Origin of the sequence: Flavobacterium anhuiense (assembly GCF_001705175.1) — a bacterium.
Classification (GTDB): Bacteria; Bacteroidota; Bacteroidia; order Flavobacteriales; family Flavobacteriaceae; genus Flavobacterium; species Flavobacterium anhuiense.
The window spans coordinates 4,511,648-4,527,072 of record NZ_CP016907.1 but is presented as its reverse complement, the minus strand read 5'-3'; the positions used below and the strand labels follow the sequence as shown (position 1 = coordinate 4,527,072).

The window sequence follows — 15,425 nt, the reverse complement described above, 5'->3', positions numbered from 1 at the left end:
TTGTTTGACTTTGGTAACAGCTAGAATATATTCAGTTTAATGAATTTTTCAGGCTAGTTGAAATTTTAAAGAAGATAGTGCTATAAGTAACAGTAAAGTATAATTTTTTATTACATTTGTTTCATGGCAACAGCTGAACAAATAAAATCACTTTTACAATCTCACTATAAAAATGACAATGAGAGATTTACTTCCATTGCTCTGCAGTTAGCTGCCCATGAGGCAAGGCAGGGACATCTTACCATTGCAAAAGATATTAAGGCCCTTGTTGACAGATCAAAGACTGACGGATTTAAAGTAATTAGGATCAACCCCGATTTGAGTGACTTAGTTCTGGTATACTATCCAGAAAATAAGCTGAGCGAACTAATACTTTCCAATGATGTCAATGGTAAATTGCAAAGAATAATCAAAGAGTACAAACAACGTGATAAAATCCAAAAATTTGGTCTTCAGAATAGAAGAAAAATACTTTTGTCCGGGCTTCCAGGTACTGGAAAGACGGCCACTGCGTCTGCAATTTCAGGGGAATTAAAAATTCCACTGTATGTAATTATGATGGATAAGCTTATGACTAAGTATATGGGCGAAACTGCATCAAAATTACGCCAGATTTTTGATATGATGATTTCCAATCGAGGCGTTTATCTTTTTGACGAATTTGATGCCATCGGCGCTGAGAGAGGAAGAGACAATGAGGTTGGAGAAATGCGAAGAGTGCTAAATTCTTTCCTTCAATTCATCGAGCAGGATTCCTCTGAGAGCATTATATTTGGAGCTACCAACAATATTCGCATCTTAGATTCTGCACTTTTTAGAAGATTTGATGATATAATCAACTATAACTTACCGGATAAGAATGATATAGAAGAACTCATTAAATTAAAATTAAGCAAATACCTTGGCAATTTCTCATTAGAGAATGTTATTGCAGCTGCCTCGGGACTCAGCCATGCAGAAATAACCAATGCCTGTCATGATGCCCTGAAAGAAATCATCCTTACCGACAAAAATACAGTAACACAAAAACTCCTCATTGAGATGATAAAAGACAGAAAGATAAATTTCAATCTTTAATTCCTGCCCATGAGTGATGACCATAAACCACACCTGTTTGTAAAAGATGTCTTTACATCTCAAAAATTTACCACTACCCAAAAAGGCAATTCAAGTAAAGCTCTTCCAGAGCGTGATCGTGCAAATCACGGAAACAATCTTCTCTCAGCCATAAATGAGATCTGGGATCAGCATATCTTTGAAAGCGCAGATAGAAAAGAAAAAGAACTGCCAAGTGCAGAAGGGGAGTATCTTACTTTCAAGAGCTCGGCAAATGATAATCTTAAATTGGAATCTCTTGACTCCAAAGGAGCAAAGCTTTTGAATGTGAAGCGTGACAGTGAAACTCATGAGCAAATTGCCACAATTTTCATTCCCGAGGATAAGATTGGAGGTCTTGTTAAAAATGTTGAGGAATATCTTACAAAAAATTTTAGATATAAGGGAGAGGATACGGGAAAACCCAAAAATCAGGCACTTATAGATACTATTGATAGCGTACGAAGAGCTACAATAGAAAATCTTTGGAGCAGTTCTGTTGAATTTCTGCCAAGGGATCAACAAGTATGGTGTGAGCTTTGGCTTGACACGGAGGAAGTGTCTCCAGAAAAAATGCTTACCACATTAGGTAGGGTAAATAAGATATTTGGAATCGAATCAACTGGCCAGTTTTTTACTTTTCCGCAGAGAACGATTGTTATTGTAAGGGCAAATTATATACAGTTAGTCGAACTTATAAAATCATTTCCACTGATTGCTGAAATAAGAAAAGCAGAGGAGCCTAACAGCTTTTGGCTTAATGAGATCACAGTTGCAAGAGAAGACTGGATAACAGATGCACTTCAAAATACTGATTTTACAAATGATAATAATTTTGTAACAATTCTCGATAGCGGTATCAATAACGGCCACAAGCTATTGCAACCCATTTTAGCCGATAAAGACAGGCATGCTGCTGATGCCTCCTGGGGAATTACCGATAATAATGGACATGGTACAATGATGGCGGGAGTAGTAGGATATGGCAATCTAAATTCCTTTTTAGAAAACCCTTATGCGAATTATGTCAACCATCAGATTGAATCCGTAAAGATACTTCCGGTTAACGGGAATCATTTTTACCAGTATCCATTCGTAATGTCGGATGCCATCAGCACTGTACAGATTGTAAATCCTCATTACAGAAGGATTTATTGCATGGCTGTTACAAGTGAGTACCAAAATGATTTTGGTAAGCCTTCCACATGGTCAGCGGTTCTTGATAATATTATTTTTGGAGATGACCCTGAGGATAAAAAAATATTTGTCGTAAGTGTAGGCAATGTAAGGGAAGAGGAGGATTGGAAAAATTATCCCCAAAGTAATCTGAATCTGGCAGTGGAAAGCCCTGCGCAATCTTGGAACTCTATAGGAATAGGAGCCTTTACAGAAAAGATTTTTCCTGACAGGCCAACTCTGGCGGGCCACTCAGAACTTTCTCCTTTCAGCAGAACCTCAATTTCATGGGAAAATTCATGGCCCATCAAGCCCGATGTCGTATTTGAGGGGGGGAATATTGAAGGATTGGCCAATGCCAACGTTGCCCAGCATGATGACCTTGAAATGCTAACCACCTCACGTAATGCGGTAACCAATAATTTCACTACTATTAATGCCACCAGTTCCGCTACAGCGCTAGCGTCTAATTTTTTGGCAAAACTAAGGGATTCCTATCCTGATGCGTGGCCTGAAACCTGCAGGGCATTGCTGATCCATTCGGCACGATGGACCCAGGCCATGTATGACCAGTTTGGATTTGAAGCCGGAAAAAAAAGCTCTGAAGCTCTGGAAATGTTGAGGATTTATGGCTATGGTGTACCTAATTTGCAAAGAGCATTAAGTTGCCAATCCAATTATCTTACTTTTATTTCTGAAGAAGTACTGCAGCCTTATGAAAAAACAGGCAGTAATATAAAAACAAAAGACATTCATTATTATGAATTTCCATGGCCAAAAGAAATTCTAGAAAATTTAGGGGACGCCGCCACAACACTTAGAATAACTCTTTCTTATTTTATTGAACCCAATCCGGGGGATAAAGGTTATTCGACAAAATACTCCTATCAGTCAACTGCGCTTCGTTTTGTACTCATTAATCCAGGGGAGGACTTTGACAATTTTAAGCTGCGTACCAACAAAATCAATCAAGATACTCTTAAAACTGAGCTAGGTATGGATCCTAAGGAATCACTTGACTCTGCAACTATGGAAAAAGAAAAAGGCAGTGAAAGATGGGCGCTAGGGGCAGATAATGTTTTCAAGGGATCAATACACAGTAATTATTGGACCGGAACTGCTGCGGAAATAGCTTCTTGCAACAAGCTGGCTATCTATCCTCAAGCTTCAGGCTGGTGGAAACAACTCAAACGACAGGCAAAGTATAACAGCACTATTAGATATTCCCTAATAGTCTCGATTGAGACCCCTGAAAATACACAGGATATTTATACCCCTATTGCAACAAGAATAACCCTGGAGAATCTTGTCAAGATATAAATGATTTAAAAAGAATTTAGGCTCTGTTGCATCTGGAGCTATATTTTCCTTTTGTCGTCTTTTAATTCTAAAACTAATTAATAAATAACAAAGGTTATTTTCCACTTTATTTCAATATGATTGAAAAAAGATAAATACATCAAAAACTAGTAAAACTCATTTATTATAGGGGTATATTAAAAAATGGCGCCAATTGTCTTCAATTGGCGCCATCTGGCTGAGTGACCTCGACAGGATTCAAACCTGTAACCTTCTGAGCCGTAATCAGATGCGCTATTCAGTTGCGCCACGAGGCCTTTTTGTTATCAATTAGCTATTTTTTTGTAGCTTTGTTGATTGCTTATTGCGGGTGCAAAGATAGACATAAAAGTGAGATATACAAGCGAAAAATAACAGAAAAATAAAAAAAAATGAAGATTGAAAATTATATACGTGATATTCAGGGATTTCCAAAAGAAGGAATTTTGTTTAAAGATATAACTCCTTTGCTAATTGACCCTGAAGCGCGAACAAATTGCTTAAGAATTTTGGTGAACTCTTTAGAAAATCAAAAAATAGACAAGGTTGTTGGTGCAGAATCACGTGGTTTCTTCTTCGGAATGCTGCTTGCTCAAGAATTAAATGCTGGATTTGTTCCCGTAAGGAAACCCAAAAAACTTCCGTTTGATACCATTTCAGCTTCTTATGAATTAGAATATGGAACTGACAGTCTTGAAATGCATACCGATGCCATAAAAAAAGGCGACCGAGTTTTAATACATGACGATGTATTGGCAACTGGAGGAACCGCAAAAGCAGTTTGCGAATTAGTTGAAAAACTAGGAGGCGAAATCGTGCAATGCAATTTCTTGATGGAACTGACTTTTCTTAACGGAAGAGAAAAAATTGCGGCATACCCTGTTTTTGCAGCGTTGACATATTAAACAAAAACAATTTTATGCTTAATAGCATAAAGCACTAGTCCGATTCGGGTTTTTATTTCCAATTTATCAAAAAGCGATTCTCTATAGCCGTCAATGGTTTTGGGGCTTAGACACATTTCTGATGCGATTTCTTTATACGTCATTTCGGTACACGCATGTTTGATAAAAACAATCTCTTTTTCTTTTAAACAGATCTTTTTGTTATCACTGTTGACTTTATTAATCAGCATTCCAGAAACAAGCTCGGTAAAATAGAAACCCTTTTCGATGACACATTCAATTGCTTCTTTAAAAATTTCAGGCGAGGTATCTTTTAGCAGATAGCCTTTTGCTCCGTTTGTAATCATTTTGATTATAATTTCTTCGTCATCATTAACAGACAAAGCAATTACTTTTAGGTCAGGCCTATTGTCTTTAAGCCATTGCATAGTACTTAATCCATCAAGAACTGGCATATTAACATCCAATAAAATAAGATCGATTTCAGTAGAATTATTTTCTTCCAGATAGTCTATAAAAACTTTTCCGTTTTCAAAACGTTCTATAACTTCATAATCGCCAAAACTTTTAATCAGTAGTTCAAGTGACTGGGAAAAAAGCAAATGATCGTCTACAATTATTAATTTTCTTTTAAGGTTAGTCTTCATGGTCTTGGGTTAAAGGATATTCGATAGTAACACTGGTTCCGGTGCTGTCTGAATTTAGAATTAATTCTGCGCCAATAAGCTTGGCTCTTAATTTCATATTGTTTAGTCCGATTCCTGAATTTGACTTTTCTAGGTCATAACCAATTCCAAAGTCTTTTAGTTTTAATATAAAAAGAGAATCAGTGGTTTCGATATGAACGTCAAATAAATCGCTTCTGGAATGTTTTAAGCTGTTGTGAAGCGCTTCTTGGAAAATTCGGTAAATAATGAGTTCGTGCTCTTTATTTATTGTAGGAATTGCTCCAATTTGCTTAAAATTGAATTTAATCTTTTTGAGCTTTTTAATTCTCTCTAAATCCTGCTGAATGGCTTCGAGAAAGTTGTTTTGAAGTAAGTTGTCTTTGTTTATAATTCTCGAAAGAATTCTTAGTTCGTCTAAAGATTTCGCTAGAAGAGTTTTTAAATCTTTAAGTTCGTTGATTTGGACATCTTTGCTGTTAATGCAGATATTCAGCTGCATAATAGCAACCGAAATAATTTGTCCAATATTATCATGCAGTTCTTTGCTGATTTCAGATAAAGTCTGATCTTTTATTTCAATTCTTGTTTTCACCAATTCAGATTGGAAATACAAATCGGCTTCCATTTTTTCTACCAAAAACTTATTTTTTTTCTTTAAAAAATAGAAGAAAATTACAAGCAAAATAACGATTAGGGTAAAGAAAACAATACCCAGGGAAATAACTAATAGTTGTATTTCTTTTCGCTCCATATAAATCCAATTATAAAGCAGCTATGCGCCAGAAAATTTAAAATAAACAAAACCAAACTAAAGATAGAATCGTCCTGCTTGATTAGAAACCAATTGATAGCCAGCATAAAGGGGGTAAAAGGAACATGAAAAACAAGTATGCCGAGTATATACCAGAAAAAAACCGATTTTTTAAAATTCAATATTTTTTCTGAATTGAATATCTCGATCAGGTACAGACAGGATAATATTAAAACTACTAATACACCAATTGCAAAACTATAGGTATAAGAACGGTTTATGTCTTCTTTGAAATATAAAATATTTAAAAAGAAAGAAACAATAAATAGAATTAAAAAAAGAATAGCCGAAATTCTATGATCTTTTTTAGTCAATAAGGCTCTTAGAAGTAAAATATAGGCAGAAAGGCTGGCAAGCATGTAGAAATTATAAACGTAAAAATTCAGCAAACCTGTCCATTCGGTGAAATAATAGCCTATAATTTCGATTACGATAGAAAACCAGATTAAAAGTACTAAAAATTTAGCTTTATTGCTAGGAAGTTTTGGCAGTGCAAACAAACCAATCGTTCCTGACAATAAAGCCATATAAATGATATAAGATCTTAAAAATTCGAACATATTTTTTTTAGTAAATTAAGCTTGGCGGTCTTCCGATGTTTCCGTAATTCATTGGATCTAGGCTTTCTATGTCTGAAGACGCAGCTTCTTTCATTAAAGCAAAACTTTGAACTTGTGTATTGTTTTCTGTCTTTTTGCCTGTAGGAACTAAAAACAAGGTAGTTAAACCTGCTTTTTCTCCATGCTTTTCATCATCGGGATAAACTCCAAAATAAAAACGGATTCCGTCAACATTGTAGCCGTCTTTTGCGCCGTTAGTTTTTATATAATGAATATAGTTTTCCAATTCTTCTAAAGAATACCAAATAGCATTGGCATCTTCTTTTTCTTCTTTCCCAGCAACAAGAGAAGCTCTTTTATTGTTGTAATTTGAATTTAATTGTCTAGCAAATTCTTTTGTAATTAATTGGCTAGGCTGTGCGGGTGGATTTTTCATAGTTTTTTATTGTTAATTGGTTTAAATGTTTAGTTAACAGATTTTTGAGTTGTTTACAGGGCAAAATTATCTGAAACAGAAAATTCCGGCAAGGGGAAATATACCCTTTTTTGTTTAGGTAAAATTATTTAAAAAATCGGGTTAAAGTGTTGTTGTTTAGTATTTTGTAAAAATATAATTTTACATCGCCAGTTTTGAGATAAAACAGGCATTCAAAAATGTTGGCTGTTAGTGCTTGTTTTTTGAGAACATATTGCAACCGATATTAGTTCTGAGTTTAGTTGGCTGTTTTGCAATCTATATCTCAATTCTCGACCCTTATATTGTTCAGTTTCCATAAAAGTATCACGAACAATACTGCTCTTATTTTACAGTACGTCAACTGTAAAAAGATGTTTTTATTTCTTCAAACATCAATTTTCACCAAAAACAAACCTAATGAGAACTATTAAAGCAGGAACAAAATCTCCCGAAGTTTATTACTTAAACGAGCTTTTGGCAAAATTAAAATACAGTGTAATTGTTTCCGATTATTTCGGAAAAGAAACAGATAATGCAATCAAAGATTTTCAGTTAAAAAACAATCTTGTGGTTGATGGAGTAGTAGGACTTAAAACGTGGTCGACACTTTTGGAAAAAAGTAAGAATGGTTTTCAGACAAACAATAAATTATTGTCTGAGCAGGATTTAATTGATTTTTCGAATCAGTTTAAATTAGAACTGGCAGTTGTAAAAGCGGTAAACGAAGTTGAAAGCAATGGAAAAGGTTTTTTAATTGACGGACGTCCGAAGATTTTGTTTGAAGGACATGTTTTTTGGAATGAATTGAAGAAAAGAAATATCGATCCGAAAACGTATGTGAATGCCAATACACAGGACATTTTATTCGAAAAATATACTAAGAAGTATTATGTTGGTGGAACAGCAGAATATGTACGCTTAGAAAAGGCAAAAAAGCTCGGCTCAGACAAAAAAATAGCCGATGCGGCAAATTGTTCAGCTTCTTGGGGACTTTTTCAAATTATGGGCTTTAATGCGGTCTCTATCGGATATAGTAATATAGATGAATTTGTAGATAAAATGAATCAGAACGAAGGAGAGCATCTAAAAGCCTTCGGACGATTTCTTGAAAAGAATAATTTGATTGGATTGCTGCGAAATAAGAATTGGGCATCGTTTGCTTTAAAATACAACGGACCAGCCTATAAAACCAATAAATATGATGAAAAGCTGATTAAAGCGTATCATAAATATACGTGAGAATTAAAAATTAAAAATTTAGCCTTTGCGAAACTTTGCGTAAATCTTAGCGTTCTTTGCGGTAAAACTATACTCAAAGTATATCACTTGAAACCTGAAACTTGAAACTTGAAACAAAAAACAAAACCCGACTAGTTCTTTTAAAAACGAGTCGGGTTTGTATATTAATATAACGAGATTTTATCTTAAACTCGCACCAAGTTCAGTTTCAAATGTCTGCTGTAATTTAGACATAATTTTATCGATCTGAGCGTCAGTTAAGGTTTTCGTGTTGTCTTGAATAGTAAAACTCAAGGCGTAAGATTTTTTTCCTTCTGGCAATTTGTCTCCTTGATAAACATCAAATAAATTAATGTCTTTTAAAAGCGCTTTCTCAGTTTGTTTTGCTAAGTTGAAAATGCTTTCATAAGTAGTGTTTTGGTCAATTAATAAAGCCAAATCTCTACGAACTTCTGGGTATTTAGGGATCTCAGAATACTTAATTTTTCCTGTAATTATTTTTAGAACTAAATCCCAGTTGAAATCTGCATAGTAAACATCTTGCTTGATGCCAAAATGCTTCAAAATAGGCTTTTTAATAACACCCATTTCAACCAAAATATCATTGTTGTAAGTAATCGCAGTTCCTTCAGAATAAACATCAGATTGAACTGGCGCATTTGAAATTTTTTCAATTCCCAAACGTGATAAGATTGCTTTTACATATCCTTTCAACAAGAAGAAATCTGTTGTTTTCTGCGGATTTGTCCAGCTTTCTTTGTTTCTGTTTCCGGAAATCAGTAAAGAAAGGTGTTTGTGCTCTTCGTATCCGTTTAAATACTTATGATAAGTTTTTCCGAATTCAAATAATTTTAAATCCGAATTTTTTCTATTAATGTTGTATGAAACCGCTTCTAAACCAGAAAATAATAAAGACTGGCGAAGTGTCGCTAAATCACTGCTCAACGGATTCAGCATTGATACATTATGTTCTTCTTTTAATGAAGCAGATAATTTGGCGTAAGAGGCAGTTGTCAACGAATTGGCCATCATTTCGTGGAAGCCTTGAGAATTCAATTGAGAAGCAATTACGTTTTGTACTTTATAATCTTCTGTTCTTGGCGAATTGGCTACCGTAGCATTAAATTTCTTAGAGAAATTAATGTTGTTATAACCGTAAACTCTCAGAATTTCTTCGATTACGTCAATTTCACGCTGAACGTCTACACGATATGCAGGAATAGTTAAACCTAAACCGGTATCAGAAACGCTGTTTACTTTTATGTCTAAAGAAACCAAGATTTTTTTGATGGTATCTTTTGGAATTTCTTGTCCGATGATTTTAGAAACATGGCTGAAATTCAATAAAACAGAGAAATCTTCCACTTTTTTAGGATACACTTCCACAACATCAGAAGTGATTTTTCCGCCAGCTACTTCTTGAATTAAAAGTGCTGCACGTTTCAATGCATATTCTGTAATCGTTGGGTCAATACCTCTTTCAAATCTGAAAGAAGCATCTGTGCTCAATTGATGCCTTTTTGCCGTTTTACGAATGCTTACTGGATCAAAATAAGCACTTTCTAAGAAAATAGAGGTTGTTCCTTCAGAAACTCCAGATTTTTTACCTCCAAATACCCCAGCAATACATAGCGGACCTTTTTCGTCGCAAATCATTAAATCTTCTTTGTGAAGCGTTCTTTCAACATCGTCAAGAGTTACAAATTTAGTTCCCTCTTCAACTGTTTTTACAATTATTTTTCCGTTGATTTTTGCAGCGTCAAAAGCATGTAAAGGCTGTCCTAATTCGTGTAAAACATAATTAGTAACGTCAACAATATTATTTTTTGGCGTTAATCCGATAGCTTTTAAACGGTCTTGTAACCAGCTTGGAGATTCGTGAACAGAAATTCCAGAGATAGTTACACCGCAATATCTTGGAGCTAAATGATTGTCCTCAACGTTTACGTCGATTTTTAGCGTACGCATGTCCACTCTAAAATTGCTTACAGAAGGCGTAATCAATTCTACGTTTACACCACGCTGTAACATTCCAGCTCTCAAATCACGAGCAGTTCCAAAATGGCTCATCGCATCGGCACGGTTTGGCGTCAATCCGATTTCAAAAACTTCATCATTTGCAATTTGGAAAACTTCAGACGCAGGAGTTCCTGGAACTAAATCTTCAGCCAAAACCATAATTCCGTCATGGCTAGTTCCTAAGCCTAATTCATCTTCAGCACAGATCATTCCGTGACTTTCCTGTCCGCGGATTTTTCCTTTTTTAATGGTAAATTCTGCACCTTCTTTATCATATAAAACGGTTCCAATGGTAGCAACTGGCACTTTTTGTCCTGCAGCCACGTTTGCAGCGCCACATACAATTTGTACAGGAGCTTCTAAACCAATATTAACTGTAGTGACTTTCAATCTATCCGCATCAGGATGTTTTTCGCATGTCAAAACGTGTCCAACAACAACGCCTGCCAAGCCTCCTTTAATAGATTCATATTTTTCGACAACTTCAACTTCTAAACCTAAATCTGTTAGTAATTCAGAAGTCTGCTCAGATGTCCAATCTGTTTTAATAAATTGTTTTAACCAGTTGTAAGATATTTTCATTGTAGTTCTTTAATTCTTTGTATGAGGTTACAAATATAAGGATTGCGTGCTGGAGTAGGAAAAAATTGAGTAGTTTTTTCTAGTTGTTTTTAATTGACCGAAAAATGCTGCCTAATAATTATTTAGCAATTTATAGGCTAAAATTTTATTAAATGATTATTATAAAACACTAAAAAAACTGAATGTGTAATTTTTGTGCTACAAGATGAATGAAAAGTGCTATTCTGTTTCTTTTTATGAAACTAAATTTGGAGTAAATCAAAAAAAGAATATTATGAGTACTGCAGTAAAAAGACCTGAATTTAAGGCAAAATACGATAACTATATTGGTGGAAAATTTACCGCGCCAATTACAGGAGAATACTTTGATGTAGTTTCTCCTATCGATGGAAAAGTATTTACAAAAGCAGCACATTCTGGAAAAGAAGATCTAGAATTAGCTGTAGATACTGCTTATGAAGCATTTAAGACTTGGGGAAAAACTTCTGTAACGGAAAGAAGTATTTTATTGAATAAGATTGCACAGAAAATTGAAGACAATTTAGAATATATTGCAGCAGTTGAAACGGTAGATAATGGAAAACCAATCCGTGAAACTCTTGCTGCTGATATTCCGTTGGCAATTGACCATTTTAGATATTTTGCGGGCGTAATTCGTGCAGAAGAAAGTGCTATTTCAGAACTAGATTCGCAAACGGTTTCTATTGCGTTAAGCGAACCTCTTGGTGTTGTCGCGCAGATTATTCCGTGGAATTTCCCGATTTTAATGGCAGTTTGGAAAATTGCTCCAGCACTTGCAGCAGGAAATACAATCGTCTTAAAACCAGCTGAAAGCACGCCAATTTCTATTATGGTTTTGATGGAATTAATTGGCGACATTCTTCCTCCTGGAGTTTTAAATATTGTAAACGGATTTGGAGCTGAATTAGGACGTCCGTTAGTAACCAATAAAAAAGTATCAAAAGCAGCATTTACAGGTTCTACCACTACAGGACGTTTGGTGATGCAGTATGCAACAGAAAACATTATTCCGGTAACTTTAGAATTGGGTGGTAAATCTCCAAATATTTTCTTCCCTTCGGTAGCAGATCACGATGATGATTTCTTTGACAAAGCCGTAGAAGGTGCTGTGTTATTTGCTTTAAATCAGGGAGAAATTTGTACTTGTCCTTCTAGATTATTAATTCACGAAGACATTTATGACAAGTTCATTAAAAAAGTGATTGAAAGAACTGAAGCTATTATAGCTGGAAATCCGTTGGATAAATCAACTATGATTGGAGCTCAGACTTCAATTGTTCAGAAAGAAAAAATCATGTCTTATATCAAATTAGGAAAAGAAGAAGGAGCAGAAGTGCTAACAGGAGGTGATGAAAATAAATTAGGAGGCGAACTGGAAGGCGGTTATTATATTAAGCCAACATTGTTTAAAGGCCATAACAAAATGAGGATTTTCCAAGAAGAGATTTTCGGACCTGTTTTAGCTGTTACCACTTTCAAAACTACCGAAGAAGCTATCGAAATTGCCAATGATACCATGTATGGATTAGGTGCAGGAGTTTGGACACGTGATGCACACGAAATTTATCAGGTTCCGAGAGCAATTCAGTCTGGTCGTGTCTGGATTAATCAATACCATTCTTATCCTGCGGGTGCTCCGTTTGGAGGTTACAAACAATCTGGAATTGGTCGCGAAAATCATAAAATGATGCTAAGCCAATATCGTCAGACCAAAAACATGCTGATTTCTTATGATAAAAAGAAATTAGGATTCTTCTAAGAAAAAGATAATCAAAATCCTGGAGTATTTAGGTTGGCGACATGCATGGGGCGTTAAATGAAAATTTAATGGCATTAAGCAAACTTCCTCCAGGCAATTTTGATTTGCAAATATCCAATACAATCAAATTACAGTTTGAATGTAAGTAAATACAAATAGTTGGTTATGTTAAGCAGTAAATTTCTTTATAGAGTTTGCTGCTTTTAAATTTTAGTAGATAAAACGATGATTAAACGAATTGATGCCACAGAAAAAGCGATAGAACTGATTAAAGTTTTAAAAGAAAAACATGGCGACCTAATGTTTTATCAGGCAGGAGGATGCTGTGAAGGCACGCAGCCGCAGTGTTTCGAGAAAGGCGGTTATTATCAGCGAACAGGGGATGTTTGCATTGGTACAGTTGAAGGCGCCGAATTTTGGGTAGATAAAGATTTATTTGAATACTGGAAACATGCGCATTTTACTCTAACGGTAATTGATGCATTCGGAGTCGGTGGTTTTTCATTAGAAACTCCATTAAAGAAAACCTTTCAAATTGAATACAGAATTTTCACTCCAGAAGAAGAGTTAAATCTAGAGCCGGTTACAAGGATTGAGTAAAAGTTTTAAGTCTCAGTCACAGTTTTCAGTCTCCGATAAAAAAACTTAGAATCTTAGAATCTTAGTAGCTTAGAACCTTAGCGCCTTAGCACCTTTGATTAATATAAAGTAACTGATACTGTTTTGGCGTAATTCCTTCGTATTTTTTAAATAATCTTATAAAATAATTGGCATCTTCAAAGCCGGCTAAATAACAGACTTCGTTAATTTGAAGGGTTGGATTCTTCAAAAGATTTTTAGCACATTTTATTTTCTCATTCAAAATATATTCAATCGGACTCATTCCGAGTTCGCGTTTAAAGAAACGATAGAAAGAGGTAGTGCTCATGCAGGCTTTTTCGCTCAGAGATTTTAAGCTTATATTTTCTTTCAGATTCTGTTTGATATATTCTGTAACTTCTTTTATGGGATTGTTTGCGTCCAAAAATTTTCCTTCGTCTATAGATTTTACCGTTTGAGTTTGAATAATTCTAATCAATAATTCTTTTAAAGTTAAATCTGCAAAAATATCTTTCGCAACTGAAGTGCTCATACATTCTTTTATGAGTTTGTTAATTGTTGCCGCCATTTCTACATTGTTGTAAAAGAAGTAGTTTTGGTAATTCAACTGCCAATACATATTGGTTCCTTCTTTCGGATATTGTTCATTTAAGAAGTTTAATATTTCAACAATTTTATCCTGATCAATCGCTAATGCCAAACATTGTGTAGGATTGTTTTTTGAAGCCTCAGGAAAATCAATTTTCATTTCTACATTTGAAGGAACAATAACCGTTTCACCTGGAAGATAAACAAATTCAGGATCATCAAAAAGATGCATGATTTTTTTGCCTCTCAGCATACTGGTAACCACCAAATCATTAAATTTTAATGGGACTTTTTGAGTCGATTCGTAGGTTTCGAATAGATTTAATTCACAATTATTAAGGTTGTAAATCGTTCTGTTTTCTACAAGAGTTTTTAATGATTTCTCTTGCGATAATTGAAGCGGATTGACTAAAAATCGTTGATTGTTCATTAAATTTAATTTTTGGGTGAAAACCTTAAATTTAATGAAAATAAAAATATAAAGAGCACCTTTAACGTTTTATTAAATCAGTTCTTCAACATTTTTTTTGATGTTTTCGGATATTTTTCTTGTAGGAAGATCATTTTCATCATTCCCAAATGGGTCTTCAATCTCTTCTGCAATTAGCTCTAAACTCGCCAAAACATAAAATATAAAAACTACGACAGGAGCTACCAAATACCCCAAACTTACAGAATATCCAAAAGGTAGCGTCATGGTGTAAAAGAAGATGAATTTCTTGATAAAAGCGCTGTAAGAATAGGGAATAGGCGTGTTTTTGATACGCTCGCATGCCCCGCAGATATCTGTAAAAGCAACTAATTCGTCGTTTAAAGTAATAAGTTGTTCTCCAGATATTTTTCCTGCATCGTACAAATCGTTGATTTTGTGATACATGATTCTTTTCAGCTGATTTGGTTTGTGTTTGTGATGGTCAATTTCCAGATCAACATCTTCAAAAAGCTGTTTGCTGGTGTCTTCATCTTTTAAATGCTGATTAAGAATATCGGCATACATGGGAATATATTTTCTGAAAAACTTTCTATCATTTTCATCTTTTAAAATTGCCGAAAGCTTAATAGCAAGATTTCTGCTATTATTTACAAGTCCGCCCCAGAGTTTGCGGCCTTCCCACCATCTGTCATAAGCGGTATTGGTTCTAAAAACAAGCAAAAGCGAAATGACAAACCCTAACATTCCATGCATAATTGGAATATTATGAATATAATCATTTTTAGTTACTTTAAAATAATGAAGTTCAAGATAACATATTATTGCAGCATATATTCCAATTGCAATCATAATCGTAAATAGTTTTCTAACGGTATCCGATTTATGAAAATGAAAAATAAATGTAAACCAGTCTTTGGTATTGTATGTAATCATTGAAGTAGGTTTTGAAACAAATTTAAATTAAAAATCAACTTTTGAACGTAAAAAGGAAGAAAATATTTTAGCTCATTTAGAATAGACACAGAAATTTACTCATGTACTTATACAAAAAATAAGTCTTTTAGAAATTCGAGATTCTTGGTAATAAAAAAAAATCTGCTAGATCTGCTAATCTGCGAGAAAAAAATAACGCGGAGATTTAGTAGATTTAGCAGATCGTATTTGGTTTTTTAAT

13 protein-coding genes and 1 tRNA gene are annotated in these 15,425 nt (G+C 34.5%); 6 read left to right on the top strand and 8 right to left on the bottom strand.

Annotation, left to right across the window (positions count from 1 at the left end; translation table 11 throughout):
* The first annotated feature begins 123 nt into the window (after nt 1-123).
* The gene (locus BB050_RS19110) at nt 124-1,077 is read left to right on the top strand and encodes an AAA family ATPase (RefSeq protein ID WP_066034709.1); all 954 of its coding nucleotides are present in this window, start codon (nt 124-126) and stop codon (nt 1,075-1,077) included.
* Between the two features lie 9 nt (nt 1,078-1,086).
* Complete coding sequence (locus BB050_RS19105) at nt 1,087-3,591, top strand: S8 family peptidase (protein WP_066034708.1); 2,505 nt, start codon at nt 1,087-1,089, stop codon at nt 3,589-3,591.
* Between the two features lie 222 nt (nt 3,592-3,813).
* On the opposite strand, the gene BB050_RS19100 is transcribed toward BB050_RS19105, so the two are convergent.
* A tRNA-Arg gene (locus BB050_RS19100) sits at nt 3,814-3,887 on the bottom strand.
* A 114-nt stretch (nt 3,888-4,001) separates the two neighbouring features.
* Here BB050_RS19100 and BB050_RS19095 point away from each other — a divergent pair.
* Nucleotides 4,002-4,514, top strand: coding sequence for an adenine phosphoribosyltransferase (locus tag BB050_RS19095; protein ID WP_066034707.1), 513 nt, complete (start codon nt 4,002-4,004; stop codon nt 4,512-4,514).
* Here the strand turns inward: BB050_RS19095 and BB050_RS19090 are convergent.
* From BB050_RS19090 to BB050_RS19075, 4 genes are all read right to left on the bottom strand, one after another.
* On the bottom strand, nt 4,511-5,161 hold the full coding sequence (locus BB050_RS19090) for a response regulator transcription factor (protein WP_008463961.1): 651 nt from the start codon (nt 5,159-5,161) through the stop codon (nt 4,511-4,513). The genes BB050_RS19095 and BB050_RS19090 overlap by 4 nt on opposite strands.
* Nucleotides 5,151-5,819 (bottom strand): sensor histidine kinase, encoded by a 669-nt coding sequence (locus tag BB050_RS19085; protein ID WP_236940366.1) that lies wholly within the window; start codon nt 5,817-5,819, stop codon nt 5,151-5,153. The genes BB050_RS19090 and BB050_RS19085 overlap by 11 nt, the downstream gene beginning before the upstream one ends.
* Nucleotides 5,820-5,905: 86 nt before the next feature.
* Complete coding sequence (locus BB050_RS19080) at nt 5,906-6,553, bottom strand: hypothetical protein (RefSeq protein ID WP_066034705.1); 648 nt, start codon at nt 6,551-6,553, stop codon at nt 5,906-5,908.
* 7 nt (nt 6,554-6,560) lie between these two features.
* A complete protein-coding gene (locus BB050_RS19075) occupies nt 6,561-6,989 on the bottom strand; it encodes a hypothetical protein (protein WP_066034704.1) in 429 nt (142 codons plus the stop codon).
* 438 nt (nt 6,990-7,427) lie between these two features.
* Between BB050_RS19075 and BB050_RS19070 the strand changes: the two genes are divergently transcribed.
* Nucleotides 7,428-8,249, top strand: coding sequence for an N-acetylmuramidase domain-containing protein (locus tag BB050_RS19070; RefSeq protein ID WP_066034703.1), 822 nt, complete (start codon nt 7,428-7,430; stop codon nt 8,247-8,249).
* A gap of 180 nt (nt 8,250-8,429) precedes the next feature.
* Here the strand turns inward: BB050_RS19070 and pheT are convergent, their stop codons facing one another.
* The gene (gene pheT, locus BB050_RS19065) at nt 8,430-10,850 is read right to left on the bottom strand and encodes a phenylalanine--tRNA ligase subunit beta (RefSeq protein WP_066034702.1); all 2,421 of its coding nucleotides are present in this window, start codon (nt 10,848-10,850) and stop codon (nt 8,430-8,432) included.
* Nucleotides 10,851-11,124: 274 nt separating this feature from the next.
* On the opposite strand from pheT, the gene BB050_RS19060 reads away from it, so the two are divergent.
* Together BB050_RS19060 and BB050_RS19055 are read left to right on the top strand one after the other, a co-directional pair.
* Nucleotides 11,125-12,630 carry an aldehyde dehydrogenase family protein gene (locus BB050_RS19060; RefSeq protein ID WP_066035225.1) on the top strand — a complete coding sequence of 502 codons (1,506 nt, stop codon included), beginning with the start codon at nt 11,125-11,127 and terminating at the stop codon, nt 12,628-12,630.
* Between the two features lie 225 nt (nt 12,631-12,855).
* A complete protein-coding gene (locus tag BB050_RS19055; RefSeq protein WP_066034701.1) occupies nt 12,856-13,230 on the top strand; it encodes a DUF779 domain-containing protein in 375 nt (124 codons plus the stop codon).
* 85 nt (nt 13,231-13,315) lie between these two features.
* Here BB050_RS19055 and BB050_RS19050 read toward each other — a convergent pair whose 3' ends face one another.
* Both BB050_RS19050 and BB050_RS19045 read right to left on the bottom strand, forming a co-directional pair.
* Nucleotides 13,316-14,248, bottom strand: coding sequence for an AraC family transcriptional regulator (locus tag BB050_RS19050; RefSeq protein ID WP_066034700.1), 933 nt, complete (start codon nt 14,246-14,248; stop codon nt 13,316-13,318).
* Nucleotides 14,249-14,320: 72 nt separating this feature from the next.
* Nucleotides 14,321-15,184 carry a bestrophin family protein gene (locus BB050_RS19045; protein ID WP_066034699.1) on the bottom strand — a complete coding sequence of 288 codons (864 nt, stop codon included), beginning with the start codon at nt 15,182-15,184 and terminating at the stop codon, nt 14,321-14,323.
* Nucleotides 15,185-15,425: the final 241 nt, after the last annotated feature.

What these genes read in the sequence shown, in the direction of transcription:
- BB050_RS19055 (WP_066034701.1), top strand. Translation starts at nt 12,856, where the DNA reads ATGATTAAACGAATTGATGCCACAGAAAAAGCGATAGAACTGATTAAA.
- BB050_RS19105 (WP_066034708.1), top strand. Translation starts at nt 1,087, where the DNA reads ATGAGTGATGACCATAAACCACACCTGTTTGTAAAAGATGTCTTTACA.
- BB050_RS19090 (WP_008463961.1), bottom strand. Translation starts at nt 5,161, where the DNA reads ATGAAGACTAACCTTAAAAGAAAATTAATAATTGTAGACGATCATTTG.
- BB050_RS19060 (WP_066035225.1), top strand. Translation starts at nt 11,125, where the DNA reads ATGAGTACTGCAGTAAAAAGACCTGAATTTAAGGCAAAATACGATAAC.
- BB050_RS19050 (WP_066034700.1), bottom strand. Translation starts at nt 14,248, where the DNA reads ATGAACAATCAACGATTTTTAGTCAATCCGCTTCAATTATCGCAAGAG.
- BB050_RS19095 (WP_066034707.1), top strand. Translation starts at nt 4,002, where the DNA reads ATGAAGATTGAAAATTATATACGTGATATTCAGGGATTTCCAAAAGAA.
- pheT (WP_066034702.1), bottom strand. Translation starts at nt 10,850, where the DNA reads ATGAAAATATCTTACAACTGGTTAAAACAATTTATTAAAACAGATTGG.
- BB050_RS19075 (WP_066034704.1), bottom strand. Translation starts at nt 6,989, where the DNA reads ATGAAAAATCCACCCGCACAGCCTAGCCAATTAATTACAAAAGAATTT.
- BB050_RS19080 (WP_066034705.1), bottom strand. Translation starts at nt 6,553, where the DNA reads ATGTTCGAATTTTTAAGATCTTATATCATTTATATGGCTTTATTGTCA.
- BB050_RS19110 (WP_066034709.1), top strand. Translation starts at nt 124, where the DNA reads ATGGCAACAGCTGAACAAATAAAATCACTTTTACAATCTCACTATAAA.
- BB050_RS19045 (WP_066034699.1), bottom strand. Translation starts at nt 15,184, where the DNA reads ATGATTACATACAATACCAAAGACTGGTTTACATTTATTTTTCATTTT.
- BB050_RS19070 (WP_066034703.1), top strand. Translation starts at nt 7,428, where the DNA reads ATGAGAACTATTAAAGCAGGAACAAAATCTCCCGAAGTTTATTACTTA.